Source organism: Microbacterium sp. zg-Y625, assembly GCF_030246925.1.
Taxonomy (GTDB): Bacteria; Actinomycetota; Actinomycetes; order Actinomycetales; family Microbacteriaceae; genus Microbacterium; species Microbacterium jiangjiandongii.
Genome location: NZ_CP126740.1, coordinates 2352442 through 2368247, shown reverse-complemented (window position 1 = coordinate 2368247; position 15806 = coordinate 2352442). Strand labels below are relative to the sequence as shown.

The window sequence follows — 15806 nt, the reverse complement described above, 5'->3', positions numbered from 1 at the left end:
CCGGTCGACTGATCGCCGCCACCCGGCTCACTTCACCTGGGCGGAGATGACGCTCATGACCATGGTGTCGGCAAGGGTCGTGGTGTCGCCGACCTCGCGCCCTTCGGCGACGTCACGCAGCAGGCGACGCATGATCTTGCCCGAGCGGGTCTTCGGCAGCTCGCCCACGATGTAGACGTCGCGAGGGCGGGCGATGGGGCCGATCTGCTCGCCGACCCAGGCTCGCAGGCTGTCGGCGAGTCCCTCGGGGGCGTGGGCCGACAGGTAGCTCTGCTTGATGATGACGAAGGCCACCACCGCCTGGCCGGTCGTCTCGTCGGATGCCCCCACGACCGCCGACTCGGCCACCGCTTCGTTGGCCACCAGCGCCGACTCGATCTCGGTCGTCGACAGGCGGTGGCCCGAGACGTTCATGACGTCGTCGACGCGTCCCATGAGCCACACGTCGCCGTCGTCGTCCAGTCGCGCCCCGTCGCCGGCGAAGTAGTAGCCCTGTTTCTTGAACTTGTCCCAGTAGGTCTCCACGAAGCGGTCGGGGTCGCCCCAGATGCCGCGCAGCATGCTCGGCCAGGGCTCGGTCACCACGAGCAGGCCGCCGTTGCCGTTGCCGACGTGGCTGCCGTCCTCGTCGACGACGTCGATCGAGATGCCGGGGAGCGCCACCTGCGCCGAGCCGGGCTTGGTCTCGGTCACGCCGGGGAGGGCGGAGATCATGATCGCGCCGGTCTCGGTCTGCCACCAGGTGTCGACGATCGGAGCGGTCTTGCCGCCGATGATCTTGCGGTACCACATCCATGCCTCGGGGTTGATGGGTTCGCCCACCGATCCCAGCAGCCGCAGCGACGACAGGTCGAAGCGCTGCGGCACTTCGCGGCCGATCTTCATGAACGAGCGGATCGCCGTGGGCGCGGTGTAGAGGGTCGTCACCTTGTACTTCTCCACGAGTTCCCACCAGCGGCCGGGGTGCGGGGTGTCGGGCGTTCCCTCGTAGAGCACCTGGGTGGCGCCGTTGGAGAGCGGACCGTAGGTGACGTAGCTGTGGCCGGTGACCCAGCCGATGTCGGCGGTGCACCAGAAGACGTCGGTCTCGGGGTGGATGTCGTGCACGACCCGGTTGGTGAAGGTCGTCTGGGTCAGATACCCGCCGGACGTGTGCAGAATGCCCTTGGGCTTTCCGGTGGTGCCGGAGGTGTAGAGGATGAACAGCGGGTTCTCTGCGGGAAACGGCTGCGCCTCGTGCTCGGCGGAGGCGTCTGCCACCACGTCGTGCCACCACAGGTCGCGGCCCTCGGTCCACTCCACGTCGTTGCCGCCGCGGCGCACGACCAGCACGTGCTCCACCGTCTCCTGCCGTCCCGAGCCGTTGCGGTCGGCCAGCGCCATGTCGACGGCGGGCTTGAGGGGAGAGACCTTTCCCTTGCGGTAGCCGCCGTCGGCCGTGATCACGAGCTTCGCGCCGGCATCGTCGATGCGCGCGCGCAGGCTGTCGGCCGAGAAGCCGCCGAAGACGACCGAGTGCACCGCGCCGACGCGGGCGACGGCCAGCATGGCGGCGATCGCCTCGGGGATCATCGGCATGTAGATCGCGACCCGGTCGCCGGCGACGATGCCGAGGTCGCCCAGCACGTTCGCGAGCCGCTTGACCTCGTCGGTCAGCTCGGCGTAGGTGACGCGGCGCTCGTCGCCGGGCTCGCCCTCCCACAGCAGCGCGACGCGGTCACCGTTGCCCGCCTCGACGTGACGGTCGAGGCAGTTGTATGCGACGTTCAACTCGCCGTCGGCGAACCAGGTGGCGAACGGGGGGTTGGACCAGTCCAGCACCTGGGTGAAGGGCGTGTGCCAGTGCAGCAGCTCTCGGGCCTGTTCGGCCCAGAAGCCCTCGCGGTCGGCGGCGGCGCGTTCGTACAGCTCGCCGGTGGCCACGGCGGCGGCCGCGAAATCGGCGCTCGGCGGGAACCGGCGGGTCTCGTTCAGCAGGTGGTCGATCTGGCTGCTCATCGGCACGCTCCTTTGCGGGTCGGCGTGACGGACTGACCGTCATCGCGGGCCACTCTATTGAGCCGCGCGAGGCGGTCACTACCGCCGATAGTGGGTGGGATGCGGGCTCTCACGGGTCGAATCCGACGGCGCGCGGGCGTGGTTTTGCCCCCTCGACCGCCGGTGCGTAAGCTCGACTTCAGCCGAATTCAATTCTGGCGAATGCAACGCCCGTCCTCCCCCCAGGACGTGTTCGTTGTCCGGCGGCATCCCATCCCCCCCATGGGATGCCGCCATCTCTCACTCCGCCCGCTCTCCCCAGATCGCCGCGATGGGCGTGTCGTCCACGGATCAGGGTCGAGGCCCCGCGCGGCGGCGCCCTGCCGTTCTACCGTCGGCGCATGACCAGCGCCTTCGTCGTCGTGCCCCGCCGTGCCGGTGGGGCTCCCGACCTGCCGCGCGTCGTGGCCGGCGAGACGCCGCGGCGCGCCTTGCCGCTGTCGGTGCCGCCGGTGGTGGTGCCGATGGTTGCGGTGCCGGGGGTTGCGGTGGCGGATCAATCGCCGGGGGCGCCGCCGGTGGCGCGGTGGTCGGCGGGAAGGGTCCCGGTGGCGAGGCAGGTGAACGCGGAGTCCGGGGCGCCGGTTCGGCCACCGGCGCCGGCGGCAGGCGCGTCGGCGCCCCCGAGCTTGGCGACGCCCTTGCGGCGCCCTGCGGCACCCCGCGCGGTGCCGGCCGATGCCGCGCTGGCGCCGCTCGCGGGGCTGCTCGCGGAACCCGACGTCACGGATCTCTTCGTCAACGGAGCGGGCGGACTCTTCGTCGACCGCGGCCGCGGCGCGGAGCGCGTGAGCGGCTGGCTGATGCCCGAAGAAGAGGTGCGCGCCCTGGCCGTCGACCTGATCGCGCTCGGCGGGCGGCACCTCGATGACGCCACCCCCTGCGTGGACGTGCGCCTCGACGGCGGATTCCGCGTGCACGCGGTGCTGCCGCCGGTGTCGCGCAGCGGCACCATCATCTCGGTGCGTGCGCCGGCGCCCATCGTGCCCGACCTCGACGCGCTTGAGGACCTCGGCATGTTCGGCCCGCGCACACGCGAGCTTCTCGATGCTGTGGTCGACGAGCGCGTGAACGTGCTGGTCACCGGCGCCACCGGGTCGGGAAAGACGACGCTCCTGGCGGCGCTGCTCGACCGGGTGCCGCACTCGCAGCGGGTGGTGACGATCGAAGACGTCGCCGAACTGCGGCTGCGGCATCCGCATCATGTGCGTCTCGAGGCGCGTCAGCCGAACCTCGAGGGCGCCGGCGCGGTGTCGCTGGCCCGGCTTGTGCGAGAGGCGCTGCGCATGCGGCCGGATCGGCTGGTGGTGGGGGAGTGCCGCGGGGAAGAGGTGCGCGAGTTGCTCACGGCCCTGAACACCGGGCATCACGGCGGCGCGGGCACACTGCACGCCGGCGGCATGGGCGACGTGCCGGCACGGCTGGAGGCCCTCGGTGCGCTGGCCGGTATGGATGAGCGCGCCGTCGCGCGCCAGGTGGTCAGCGCGATCGGCTGCATCGTGCACGTGGCGCGCGGGTCGGGCGGTACGCGCAAGGTCGCGGGCATGGCGCGGCCGGTGCTGTCCGGCGGGGCGCTGTCGCTCGAGGCGGTGCCGCGGTGATCGGCCGGCGTCGACGCCCGCAGACCCCCGAGGCGGATGCCGTCGCGACCATCGGTCGGCGTCGACGCCCGCCGGCGTCCGAGGCGGATGCCGCCGCGACCACCGTGCTGCAGCTCGCGGTGCTGCTGCAGGCCGGGATCACGCCGCGCCGGGCCTGGGAGCATCTCGCGTCCTCGGGCAACGCCACCGCGGCAGGCGTCTGCGCGCGGGTCGCCGAGGGTGTGGCGCTGCCCGCGGCGATCGCCGCGACGGGTGGCACCTGGCGCCACGTCGCCGACGCATGGTCCGTGGCGACGACCGTCGGGGCGCCGCTGGCCGCGAGCCTGCGTGCGGTCGCCGAGGCGCTGCGCGATGCGCAGGCGGCCGCCGACGATGTGCGGGTCGCGCTCGCCGAGCCGGTGGCGACCGCGCGCCTCATCGCCTGGCTGCCGCTGGTCGCGGTCGTCCTCGGCGCAGTGCTCGGGTTCGATTCCGTCGGGGTCGTCTTCACGCAGCCGCTCGGCGCGGCCGCCGTCGTGGCAGGCGCCCTGCTCATGCTCGCCGCGCACGGCTGGACCGCCCGGCTCATCGCCCGCGCTCAGCCGCCGCCCGGCGTTCCCGGTCTGGAGGCCGAGCTGCTCGCCGTCGCCCTCGCCGGCGGCGTCTCGATTCCCCGCGCCCGGGATCTCGTCGCCGCGACCGGCCTCGAGCCCCACCCCCACACCGCCGCCGTGCTCGACCTCTCCCGCACGGCAGGCGCCCCGGCGATCGAGCTGCTGCGCGCCGACGCGGCCCACGCCCGCCACCGTTCGCGCGTCGAGGGGCGGCTGCGCGCGGCGCATCTGTCGTCCCGGCTGCTGCTGCCACTCGGCGTCTGCACGCTCCCCGCCTTCCTGCTGCTCGGGGTGGCGCCCATGCTCCTCGGCGTGCTCGCGACGACGCCGCTCACGCTCTGACCCGTGCCCGAACCACCTCACGACAAGGAGAATCATGACCCGAACTACCCCCGACACCCTCCCCGCCCTCACCCGCCGTCGCGCGGCGCGTCTGCTCGCCGACGACAGCGGTGCGGCGACCGCGGAGTACGCGGTGGCGACGATGGCCGCAGTCGCCTTCGCCGGCCTCTTGGTGGTGATCATGCGCTCCGACGAGGTGCGCGGCATCCTCACCGACCTGATCCGTCGCGCGCTCACGGTCGCCTGATGACCCGCCGCCGGTGGGGCGATCGGGGGTCGGCGACCGCCGAGCTGGCCGTCGCCCTGCCGGCGGTGATCATCGTGTTCCTGCTGTTCGCCGGGGCACTGACCGCATCGGGCCGCCAGGTCAGACTCGAGCACGGCGCGGCGCAGGGCGCGCGACTGGCGGCGCGGGGCGAGGCCGACGGGCGCGTGCAGGATGCCGTGTCGCGCGCGGTCACCGGTGCCGCCGCCGCCATCGGATCGGACGGCGACCTCGTGTGCGTCACCGCGACCGCGCCGACGGGCCTGCCGTTGCCGCTCGGCGACCTGCGCGCGACGGCGTGCGCGGTCGGCGAGGGGCGCTGATGCCCGGCACGGTCGCCACTGTCGGCGTGCTCGCATCGTGCCTGCTCCTTGGGGCGGGGCTGCTGAGCGTCGGAACCGCGGCGGCGTGGAGCCAGCGGCTCGCCGGCGCCGCCGACGCCGCCGCGCTCGCCGCGGCCGACGCGGCATCCGGTGCCGTCGCAGGCGTGCCATGCGAACGTGCCGCGCAGGTCGGCGCCACCGTGGGGGCGGAGGTGATCGCGTGCGAGCTCGACGGCCTCGTGGCCACCATCACCCTCGGTGCGACGTACGGCGTGCTGCCCGTCTCGGTGGCGGCTCGCGCGGGTCCACCTGCGGGTCCGCCGCCGGGGCCGCCTCCCGCTCCGTGACGCCGCCGGGGCCGCTTCCCGCTCAGCCGTGACGCGTCGCCCGCGGAGCGCCGATCGGGCGACATCGGCGCCCAGTGGCGGGTTTGCGCCGACGGGTCAGCGGCGTGAGAGGAGCCTCTCGGTGTTCTCCCAGTGCGCGATAAGTGGTCGTGCTTATCCTTTCGCTCCGACGAGCGACGGTGCCGGCCGTTCGCTGCGTTCGGTCGGCCCTCCATCGGGCGGTGCGGCGTGGGAAGTCCGCCGCACTGCCACGCAAGCTGGAAGGCAGTGATGAATCCGAACCTCTCTTTCCCTCGCAGCTTCCGCCATCGCAGACCTGGCCTTCGTGCGGTGCTCGGCGCATTCGCCGCAGTCGCAGTGGCCATAGCGCCCTTGGCTCCCGCACCCGCACACGCCAGCCTGGAAGACGCCGCGCCGGTGGCCGAACCCCTGACGGGCCCGAGCACCGAGGTCTGGTACACCGGCCACGGGGCGGGTATGGACGTCGATGGCTTCCTGCCGCCGACGGCAGATGTGCCGGACCCGCTGGCCGCGTATCCCGCCGGCCGGCCGGCAGGGTATGTCGACGAGTCGGCATTCGCCGGTGTCCGCAACGTCGCGTCCGTCTCGGACCCGTCCAAGACCGGCCAGACGTACTGCATCAACCTGCGCGTGCTGACCGCGGTGGGAACCGGCTACGCGTCGGGGACCTGGACGGAATCGAACGTCCCGAATCTCGGCCATGTGACCTACGTCCTCCACAACTACTACCCGGCGGCCAATGCGCCGGCCGGGCTGACCCCCGACGAGCAGGCTGCCGCCGTGCAGTCGGCGGTCTGGTATTTCACCGACGGCTTCGTGTTGGGCACGACCCCGGCCAAGGTACGCGAGGCCACCGCGGAGATCGTCGCGGACGCTCAGGCCAACGGCCCGGTCACCGAGCCACCGGCGCCTGACGTGGAGATCGCCCCGGCATCGGTCTCGTCACCCGAGGGGAGCGCCGCGGGTCCCTACGTCGTCACCGCTGAGGGCGGCGCGGCGGTCACGGTCAGCGTGCCGGCCGGCTACACGATGTACGAGAACGCAGCTGCCACCGCGCCGCTGGCGAACCCGAGCACCGTCGCCTCCGGCACATCCGTATGGGTCACCGGCCCCGGCGTCACGGGCATCGAAACCGTTCTGACCGCCCGAGCCACCGTCACGGTGCAGGAGGGGACGGTCTATCTCTACGACGGCAACAGCCCGGGTCGAGACGACGCGCAGCGGCTGATCCTCGGCAAGACGACCCAGCTCGAAGCCCTCGCGACCGCGACGGCGGAGTTCTTCACCGCCGGTGAGCTCACCGTCAACAAGGCGTATGCCGGGGGCGCGGTGGGTCAGCAGGGCGCAGCCCAGCTCGTGATCGACTGCGGCGAGGGCTACACGTTCACACAGGACATCCCCGCCGGGACCAGCACGACTCAGACCTACACGTTCCGCGGCATCCCGGTCGGCAACACGTGCACGGTCACTGAGCCGACCACCGGGGCGACCACCGATGTGGGCGTAACCACCGACGCCCCGCAGACGGGCACGATGACCGACGAGGGCCTCGCGCTGACGGTGACCAACACCGTCGAACTCAACCCCGGCTCGCTCAACCTCGTCAAGGTCATCGCGGGCGGTGCGGCCGGTTCGCAGGACGAGATCTCGGTCCGCGTCATGTGCGTGAGCGGTCTCGACGAGACCTTCGTGATCCCGGCAGGGGCGGCCGCAGGGGAGTACACGCAGGCGTACACCGGACTTCCCGCCGGCGACGAATGCACCGTGACGGAGCTGGCGACCGGGTCCAACGCGGTGGTGGAGGTGACGACCGACGCCCCGGTGACGGTGGAAATCGCACCCGGTGCTGCCGTCGAGGCGCGGCTGACCAACACGGTCGAGCTCCGACCCGGATCGCTCGCCCTGACCAAGACCGTGACGGGTGACGCGGCCGGCTCGCAGTCGGACATCCAGGTCGGCGTCATGTGCGACAGCGGGCTGGATGAGACCTTCACCATCCCCGCCGGCGCCGCGGCCGGTGACTACACCCAGATGTACGAGCAGATCCCGGCTGGGTCGGAGTGCGTCGTCACAGAGCTGGCGTCCGGGGCCAACACCGAAGTCGAGGTCGTGCCGGGTGACCCGGTCACCGTGACGATCGAGCCGGGGGCGACTGCTGAGGTCGGTCTCACCAACACGGTGAACTTCCGGCCGGGCTCGCTCCACGTGGTCAAGGTCATCAACGGCACGGGAGCCGGGCAGCAGTCCGCGATCTCCCTGTCGGTGATGTGCACCAACGGGCTGGCTGAGACCGTCGACATCCCCGCAGGGGCGGCCGCGGGGGAGTACACGCAGACGTTCGGGGGCCTGCCCGCCGGCACCGAGTGCACCGTCACCGAGCCGCGGACCGGCGCAAACAGCTCGGTGCGTGTCGTCGCCGATGACCCGGTCACGGTGACGATCGCGGCGGGGACCACGACCGACGCCACGCTCACCAACGCCGTGTTGCGGTCGCAGAGCGTGGCCGCCGGCGGGCTGGCGATGTCGGGTGCCGACGCGCCGATGCCGCTGCTAGCGGTCGCTGCCGGCGTGATCGGTCTCGGTGCGCTGCTGATGGTCGCCGTCCGAGCGAACCGTCGCAACGCGGAGTGAGTTGAGGGGTGGGGCGGATGCCGCGGCATCCGCCCCACCCCCCGCAGGGAGGTCGCCGGTTTTTTCCGGCCGTCCTCAGATGATCGGTGATCAGCCGCGTGGTTATCCTGTCGCCGCGTCTCCCGCGGTGGTGCCCACCGTCAGCGACATTCGGCCCGATCACCGCTGGGGTGCGGTGTGAACACATCCGCCGCATTGCCACGCACGTCGGAAGGCAATCATGAACTCACCATTCTCTTCCTCTGGGCGCGCACGCCATCGGAAACCCGGTCTGCTCGCCCTTCTCGGCACGCTCGCAGCAGCAGCCCTGGTGGTGACGCCGCTGATGCCCGCACATGCGCGCATCGATGAGGCGGCCCCGGTGGCCGACGCGAGAATCGGACCGAACACCGAGATCGTCACCAAAGCCCCCGCCGAGGGACTGCGGACCACGGTCTATCTGCCACCCACGGACACCGTGCCCAACCCCGCAACCCCGTATCCGGACGATGCAGCGGCGGACTTCACCTCGCAGTACGGGTTCATCGGCATCATCACCACCACGTCGGTCGATGACCCGTCCCTGATCGGCGAGATGTACTGCATCTCCGTGCGCATTCCCGCCGCCGCCGGCATCAGCTACCAGTCGGGGACGTGGTCCGAGGCCAATGTGCCGAACATCGGTTACGTCACCTACATCCTCAACAACTACTTCCCGGCGGTCGCAGCGCCGGCGGGCCTGACGCCCGACCAGCAGGCGGCCGCCGTCCAGGCGGCAATCTGGTACTTCACGGACGGGGTGGTGCTGGGCGACGATTCGCCTGTTCGCGCTGCCACCGAGGCGATCATCGCGGACGCCCAGGCCAACGGGCCGGTCACCGAGCCGGCGGCGCCCGAGGTGGCGATCAACCCGGCATCCGTCTCCGCACCCGTGGGGAGCGCGGCGGGCCCCTACGTCGTCACGGCCGGGGGCGCCGCGGCGGTGACCGTCAGCGTGCCGGCCGGCTACACGATGTACAGCGACGCCGCCGCCACGACGCCCATCGCGAACGCGAGCAGCGTCCCATCGGGCACATCCATCTGGATCACCGGGCCCGGGGTGACGGGTGTGGAAACCGTCCTCAACGCCCGAGCCACAGTGACGGTGCAGCGAGGAAACATCTACCTCTACGACGGCGACACCCCGTTGTACACCGAGGCGCAGCCGCTGGTCCTCGCCGACACGACGCAGCTGGATGCCGTCGCGACGGCGACGACGGAGTTCTTCTCCGCCGGCGAGCTCACCGTCACCAAGGCGTATGCCGGCGGCGCGGTGGGTCAGCAGGGCGCAGCCCAGCTCGTGATCGACTGCGGCGAGGGCTACACGTTCACGCAGGACATCCCCGCCGGGACCAGTGCGACCCAGACCTACAGGTTCCCCGGCATCCGCGTGGGCAACACCTGTACGGTCACCGAGCCGGCCACCGGAGCCACCACCGAGGTCGGCGTCACCACCGACGCCCCGCAGACGGGCACGATGGCCGAGGCGGGCCTCGCGCTGACCGTGACGAACACCGTCGAGCTCAATCCCGGCTCTCTCAACGTGGTCAAGGTCATCGACGGCGCGGGGGCCGGGCAGCAGTCCGCGATCTCCCTCTCGGTGATCTGCGAGAACGGGCTGGCCGAGACGTTCGACATCCCCGCCGGCGCGGTCGCCGGGGAGTACGCGCGGACGTTCGGCAACCTGCCGGCCGGTACGGAGTGCACCGTCGCGGAGCAGGAGGCCGGCGGCAACAGCTCGGTGCGCGTCCTCGCTGACGACCCGGTGACGGTGACCATCGCGCCGGGGGCGATCACGGAGGCCAGGCTGACCAACACCGTGGAGCCGGTCCAGACCGCCCCGAGCGGTGGCGGGCAGAGCACCCCGAGCGGCAGCGCGCAGAGCACCCCGAGCGGCGGCGCGCAGGGCACGCCGAGCGGCGGCGCGCAGGGCACCCCGACCGGGGGCGCGCTGGCGATGTCGGGAGGCGACGCGCCGACGCCGCTGCTGGGTCTGGCGGCGGGCGTGATCGGTCTCGGTGTGCTGCTGATGCTGGCCGTCCGGGCGAACCGTCGCACGGCGGAGTGAGTTGAGGGTGGGGCGGATGCCGCGGCATCCGCCCCACCCTCAGCCTGTCGCCGCGCCTCTAGCGGTGGTCCTGACCGTCAACTCACCGGTGGGGTGTGCAGCGTGGTCAGTCCGCCGCACAGCCAAGCATTCGGAAGGCAATCATGAACTCACCATTCTCTTCCCCCGCCCGTTCCCGCCATCGCAAGCCTGCTCTGCTCGCGCTTCTCGGCGCGCTCGCGGCAGCAGCCCTGGTGGTGACACCGCTGATGCCCGCACATGCGAGCATCGACGACGCGACACCGGTGGCCGACGCGGGTACGGGATCGAACACCGAGATCGTCATCACCGGCGTCTCCGAGGGCCTGAGGCTTACGGGCTATCTGCCGCCCACGGCCATCGTGCCCGATCCCGCAATCCCGTATCCCGACAGCCCGCCGGCCGATTACACCTCACGATCGGGGTTCATCGGCATCATCACCACCGCGTCGGTCGATGACCCGTCCAGCACCGGCGAGATGTACTGCATCGCCGCGCGCACCCCCACGGCCGTCGGCATCGGCTACCAGTCGGGGGCGTGGTCGGAGGCCAATGTGCCGAACATCGGTTACGTCACCTACATCCTCAACAACTACTACCCGGCGGTCGAAGCGGCGGTGGGGCTGACGCCCGACCAGCAGGCGGCGGCCACCCAGTCGGCGATCTGGTACTTCACGGACGGGCTCGTGCTGGGGGCTGAGGACGATGTCGTGCGCGCAGCCACCGAGACCATCATCGCGGCGGCCCAGGCCAACGGCCCGGTGACCGAACCGGAGGCACCCGTGGCGATCAGCCCGGCATCCGTCTCCGCACCGGCGGGGAGCGCGGCGGGCCCCTACGTCGTCACGGCCGAGGGTGCCGCGGCGGTGACCGTGAGCGTGCCGACGGGCTACACGATGTACAGCGACGCCGCCGCCACGACGCAGATCCCGAACGCGAGCAGCGTCCCGTCGGGAACGTCGATCTGGATCACCGGGCCAGGGGCGACGGGCGTGGAAACCGTCCTGAAGGCCCGAGCCACCGTGACGGTGCAGCGCGGCAACATCTACCTCTACGACGGCAACACCCCGTCCTACAGCACCGCGCAGCCGATGGTCCTCGCCGACACGGCGCAGTTCGATGCCACCGCCACAGCGACCACGGAGTTCTTCTCCGCCGGTGAGCTCACCGTCAACAAGGCGTATGCCGGGGGCGCGGTGGGTCAGCAGGGCGCAGCCCAGCTCGTGATCGACTGCGGTGAGGGGTACGCGTTCACGCAGGACATCCCCGCGGGGACCAGCACGACCCAGACCTACACGTTCCGCGGCATCCCCGTCGGCAACACGTGCACCGTCACGGAACCGCTCACTGGCGCGACCTCCGAGGTCGGTGTCACCACCGACGCCCCGCAGACGGGCACGATGGCCGAGGCGGGCCTCGCGCTGACCGTGACGAACACCGTCGAGCTCAATCCCGGCTCGCTGAACCTGGTGAAGGTCATCGACGGCACGGCAGCCGGCCAGCAGTCCGCCATCTCCCTGTCGGCCACCTGCGACAACGGGCTGGCCGAGACCTTCGACATCCCCGCCGGCGCGGTCGCCGGGGAGTACGCGCGGACGTTCGGCGACCTGCCGGCCGGCACGGAGTGCACCGTGGCGGAGCAGGAATCAGGCGCGAACAGTTCGGTACGCGTCCTCGCTGACGACCCGGTGACGGTGACCATCGCGCCGGGGGCAGTGACGGAGGCCAGGCTGACCAACACCGTGGAGCCGGAGCAGGCCGCGGCCGGTGGCACGGGGTCGATGTCGGGCGGCGGCGTGGCGCCGATGCCGGGAGGCGACGCCGTGCCGATGCCGGCAGGCGATGCGCTGGCGAACACGGGAGGCGATGCGCCGATGCCGCTGCTGGGTCTGGCTGCAGGCGTGATCGGTCTCGGTGCGCTGCTGATGCTGGCCGTGCGGGCGAACCGTCGCACGGCGGAGTGAGTTGAGGGTGGGGTGGATGCCGCGGCATCCACCCCACCTGCACCCACCACCCGGAAATGAGGGTCCTGCGCCCTGAGCGTACTCAGCATTTCCGCTGCCTGCCGGTGTGTATGGTGTGCACGGAAAGAAAGGCGGCCACCGTGGCACAGGGCAAGAAGCTCGTCATCGTCGAGTCCCCGACGAAGATGAAGTCGATCCAGGGATACCTGGGCGAGGGCTACGAGGTGCTGAGCTCGGTGGGCCACATCCGCGACCTCGCGGACAAGAAGGACATCCCGGCGGACAAGAAAGCCGCCTACGGGAAGTACTCGATCGACGTCGACAACGACTTCGACCCGCTGTACGTGGTCAACGACCGCAAGACCAAGACGGTCGCCGAACTCAAGCGCGCGCTCAAGGGCGCCGACGAGGTCCTGCTCGCCACCGATGAGGACCGCGAAGGCGAAGCCATCGCGTGGCACCTGCTCGAGGTGCTCAAGCCCAAGGTCCCCGTCAAGCGCATGGTGTTCCACGAGATCACGAAGGACGCGATCCAGGCCGCCGCCCAGAACACCCGCGAGCTCGACCACGCCCTCGTCGACGCGCAGGAGACCCGCCGCGTGCTCGACCGCCTCTACGGGTGGGACGTCTCGCCGGTGCTCTGGCGCAAGATCGGCAGCGGCCGCGAGGGCCAGGCGCTCAGCGCCGGCCGCGTGCAGTCCGCCGCCACCCGCATGGTCGTCGAGCGCGAGCGCGAGCGCATGGCGTTCGTGTCGGCGTCGTATTGGGACGTCGAGGCGACGGCGGCGAAGGATGCCGCGAGCTTCGGCACCCGCCTGGCGCGCGTCGACGGACTGCCGCTGGCCCGCGGCACCGACTTCGACGACAAGGGCCAGCTGAAGAAGGCCGTCATCGTCTTCGACGAGCAGCAGGCCCGGGAACTCGCCGACGCCATCGCAGCGAAGGCCACGGCATCCGTCACGGCCGTCGAGGCCAAGCCCGGCACGCGCAGCCCGAAGGCGCCCTTCACGACATCGACGATGCAGCAGGAAGCCGGCCGCAAGCTCTCGATGAGCGCCAAGCACGCGATGAGCGTCGCCCAGCGTCTCTACGAGAAGGGCTACATCACCTATATGCGCACCGACTCGACGGCCCTGAGCACTCAGGCCATCGAAGCCGCCCGCGCACAGGCCGTGGCCCTCTACGGCGCGACCGCCGTGCCCGACCAGCCCCGCGTGTACCGCAGCAAGAGCCGCAACGCCCAGGAGGCCCACGAGGCGATCCGCCCGTCGGGGGAGCAGTTCCGCACCCCCTCGTCGGTGGCATCCGACCTCGACCGCGACGAGGCGCGCCTGTACGACCTCATCTGGAAGCGCACTGTCGCCAGCCAGATGTCCGACGCCAAGTACGAGACCACGACGGTGACGCTGACGGCCACCGCGGCCGGCCGTAGCGCCGAGTTCACCGCCTCGGGCACCGTGTACACCTTCAAGGGCTTCCTCGAGGCGTACGAGGAGGGTCGCGACGAGAAGCGCGGCGATGCCGACAAGGATGCCGATCAGTCGCTGCCCGCGCTCGCCGTCGGCGACAGCCTGAGCCTGCGCGACGTCGAGCCCAAGGGGCACGCCACGAGCCCCAAGCCCCGCTACACCGAGGCGAGCCTGGTCAAGGCGCTGGAGGAGAGGGGCATCGGTCGCCCGTCGACCTTCGCCAGCATCATCGACGTCATCCTCGACCGCGGCTACGTCACAAAGCGCGGTCAGGCGCTCGTCCCCAGCTGGCTGTCGTTCAGCGTCGTGCGCCTGCTCGAAGAGCACTTCGCCGACCTGGTGGACTACGACTTCACCGCCGCGCTCGAGGACGACCTCGATGCCATCGCCCGTGGCGAGCAGCAGCGGGTGGCGTGGCTGAAGGACTTCTACTACGGCTCGAAGGACCACGTCGGCCTGCGTCACATCGTCGACAACCTCGGCGACATCGACGCGCGTGAGCTCAACTCCACGCGCATCGGCGACGTCGCGACGCTGCGGTTCGGCAAGTACGGCCCCTACCTCGAGGTGCCCGACGCGAGCGGCGACCCCGAGGCCAAGCCCCGCATCGTCAACGTGCCCGACGACCTCGCGCCCGACGAGCTGACCCCCGCCAAGGCCCAGGAGCTCATCGACGCTCCCGTCGCCGGCGACCGGGTGCTGGGGGAGAACCCCGACAACGGCAAGCTCATCGTCGTGAAGGACGGCCGGTTCGGTCCGTACGTGCAGGAAGTCGAGCCGGTCGACCCCGACGCGGCCGACCCGCAGACCGGTGAGGTCGAGGCCGAAGCGCCCAAGAAGAAGACGACGCGCAAGAAGGCGGAAGCCGCGCCCAAGCCCCGCACGGCGTCGCTGTTCAAGAGCATGTCGGTGGAGACCATCGACCTCGACACCGCGCTGAAGCTGCTGTCGCTGCCGCGCGTCGTGGGCGTCGACCCCGAGTCGGGTGCGGAGATCACCGCGCAGAACGGCCGGTACGGTCCGTACCTCAAGAAGGGCACGGACTCCCGCACGCTGCAGAGCGAGGACCAGCTGTTCGACATCACCCTCGACGAGGCGCTCGCCGTCTACGCGCAGCCGAAGTACGGCGCCCGCGCGGCATCCAGTGCTCTCAAGGAGTTCGAGGCCGACCCCGTCAGCGGCAAGCCGATCAAGCTCAAGGACGGCCGCTTCGGTCCGTATGTCACCGACGGCGAGACCAACGCGACGATCCCTCGCGGCGAGAACGCCGAAGAGGTCACGTTCGAGCGCGCCGTGCAGCTGCTGGCCGACAAGCGCGCCAAAGGCCCCGCGCCCAAGCGCACGACCCGCAAGGCGACGACCACGCGCAAGCCCGCGGCCAAGAAGAAGTGACCACGCACAGCCACCGGGTCCCTGTCCCTGTCGAAGGGCCACGCGGCCTCTGGGTCACCTTCGAGGGCGGCGACGGCGCGGGGAAGACGACGCAGGCCGCGCTGCTGGAGCAGTGGCTGCAGCAGCAGGGCCGCACGGTCGTGCGCACCCGCGAGCCTGGCGGCACCGAGGTGGGCGTGCTCATCCGCGACATCGTGCTGCACCACCGCGGCGACATCGCGCCCCGCGCCGAGGCGCTCCTGTACGCCGCCGACCGGGCCCACCACGTCGCGACGCTCGTGCGCCCGGCGCTCGCGCGCGGCGAGGTCGTCATCCAGGACCGGTACCTCGACTCCTCGGTGGCCTACCAGGGTGCGGGCCGGGTGCTGGATGCCGACGAGGTGCGACGCCTGTCGCTGTGGGCGACCGAGGGCGCACTGCCCGACGTCACGGTGCTGCTGGACCTCGATCCGTCGGCGGCGCGTGTGCGACTGGATGCCGACGACAAGCCGTTCGACCGGCTCGAGGCCGAGCAGGCGGACTTCCACGAGCGGGTGCGCGCGGCATTCCTGGCGCTGGCCGCGGCCGAGCCCGACCGGTTCCTCGTCATCGACGCTCGGCTGCCGGTGGACGAGATCGCCGTGCAGGTGCAGCGCCGGGTGGCCGCGGTGCTGGCTGCCGACCTGCCGGCGTAGCGCAGCGGCGGCACCCTGACGGCCCCGATCACGGCCCGACGAT

Annotated in this window: 11 protein-coding genes; 10 read left to right on the top strand and 1 reads right to left on the bottom strand. The window is 71.3% G+C overall.

All coding sequences use genetic code 11. The features are described 5' to 3' along the window. Positions 1-27: 27 nt before the first annotated feature. Positions 28-1998, bottom strand: coding sequence for an acetate--CoA ligase (gene acs, locus QNO14_RS10930; RefSeq protein ID WP_257495454.1), 1971 nt, complete (start codon positions 1996-1998; stop codon positions 28-30). A 380-nt stretch (positions 1999-2378) separates the two neighbouring features. On the opposite strand from acs, the gene QNO14_RS10925 reads away from it, so the two are divergent. The 10 genes from QNO14_RS10925 to tmk all read left to right on the top strand — a co-directional run bounded on the left by QNO14_RS10925 (position 2379) and on the right by tmk (position 15763). Further along, positions 2379-3638, top strand: coding sequence for a TadA family conjugal transfer-associated ATPase (locus QNO14_RS10925; RefSeq protein ID WP_306814691.1), 1260 nt, complete (start codon positions 2379-2381; stop codon positions 3636-3638). Next, complete coding sequence (locus QNO14_RS10920; protein ID WP_308210999.1) at positions 3635-4573, top strand: type II secretion system F family protein; 939 nt, start codon at positions 3635-3637, stop codon at positions 4571-4573. The genes QNO14_RS10925 and QNO14_RS10920 overlap by 4 nt, the downstream gene beginning before the upstream one ends. 34 nt (positions 4574-4607) lie before the next feature. Beyond that, a complete protein-coding gene (locus tag QNO14_RS10915; RefSeq protein ID WP_257495455.1) occupies positions 4608-4820 on the top strand; it encodes a DUF4244 domain-containing protein in 213 nt (70 codons plus the stop codon). Next, complete coding sequence (locus QNO14_RS10910; protein WP_257495456.1) at positions 4820-5161, top strand: TadE family type IV pilus minor pilin; 342 nt, start codon at positions 4820-4822, stop codon at positions 5159-5161. Before QNO14_RS10915 ends, QNO14_RS10910 begins: the two co-directional genes overlap by 1 nt. After that, positions 5161-5508 (top strand): Rv3654c family TadE-like protein, encoded by a 348-nt coding sequence (locus QNO14_RS10905; RefSeq protein WP_257505323.1) that lies wholly within the window; start codon positions 5161-5163, stop codon positions 5506-5508. The genes QNO14_RS10910 and QNO14_RS10905 overlap by 1 nt, the downstream gene beginning before the upstream one ends. 417 nt (positions 5509-5925) lie before the next feature. Then, positions 5926-8160 carry a thioester domain-containing protein gene (locus QNO14_RS10900; protein ID WP_257505322.1) on the top strand — a complete coding sequence of 745 codons (2235 nt, stop codon included), beginning with the start codon at positions 5926-5928 and terminating at the stop codon, positions 8158-8160. Between the two features lie 220 nt (positions 8161-8380). Next, entirely contained in the window at positions 8381-10246 is a 1866-nt protein-coding gene (locus QNO14_RS10895; protein WP_257505304.1) for a thioester domain-containing protein, read from the top strand. A 143-nt stretch (positions 10247-10389) separates the two neighbouring features. Then, positions 10390-12228: a thioester domain-containing protein gene (locus QNO14_RS10890; RefSeq protein WP_257505303.1), complete on the top strand. Its 1839-nt coding sequence runs from the start codon at positions 10390-10392 to the stop codon at positions 12226-12228. A gap of 140 nt (positions 12229-12368) precedes the next feature. Then, positions 12369-15089 carry a type I DNA topoisomerase gene (gene topA, locus QNO14_RS10885; RefSeq protein WP_257495463.1) on the top strand — a complete coding sequence of 907 codons (2721 nt, stop codon included), beginning with the start codon at positions 12369-12371 and terminating at the stop codon, positions 15087-15089. Beyond that, complete coding sequence (gene tmk / locus QNO14_RS10880) at positions 15086-15763, top strand: dTMP kinase (protein ID WP_257505301.1); 678 nt, start codon at positions 15086-15088, stop codon at positions 15761-15763. Before topA ends, tmk begins: the two co-directional genes overlap by 4 nt. Positions 15764-15806: the final 43 nt, after the last annotated feature.

What these genes read in the sequence shown, in the direction of transcription:
- QNO14_RS10905 (WP_257505323.1), top strand. Translation starts at nt 5,161, where the DNA reads ATGCCCGGCACGGTCGCCACTGTCGGCGTGCTCGCATCGTGCCTGCTC.
- QNO14_RS10925 (WP_306814691.1), top strand. Translation starts at nt 2,379, where the DNA reads ATGACCAGCGCCTTCGTCGTCGTGCCCCGCCGTGCCGGTGGGGCTCCC.
- QNO14_RS10890 (WP_257505303.1), top strand. Translation starts at nt 10,390, where the DNA reads ATGAACTCACCATTCTCTTCCCCCGCCCGTTCCCGCCATCGCAAGCCT.
- QNO14_RS10910 (WP_257495456.1), top strand. Translation starts at nt 4,820, where the DNA reads ATGACCCGCCGCCGGTGGGGCGATCGGGGGTCGGCGACCGCCGAGCTG.
- QNO14_RS10915 (WP_257495455.1), top strand. Translation starts at nt 4,608, where the DNA reads ATGACCCGAACTACCCCCGACACCCTCCCCGCCCTCACCCGCCGTCGC.
- QNO14_RS10895 (WP_257505304.1), top strand. Translation starts at nt 8,381, where the DNA reads ATGAACTCACCATTCTCTTCCTCTGGGCGCGCACGCCATCGGAAACCC.
- acs (WP_257495454.1), bottom strand. Translation starts at nt 1,998, where the DNA reads ATGAGCAGCCAGATCGACCACCTGCTGAACGAGACCCGCCGGTTCCCG.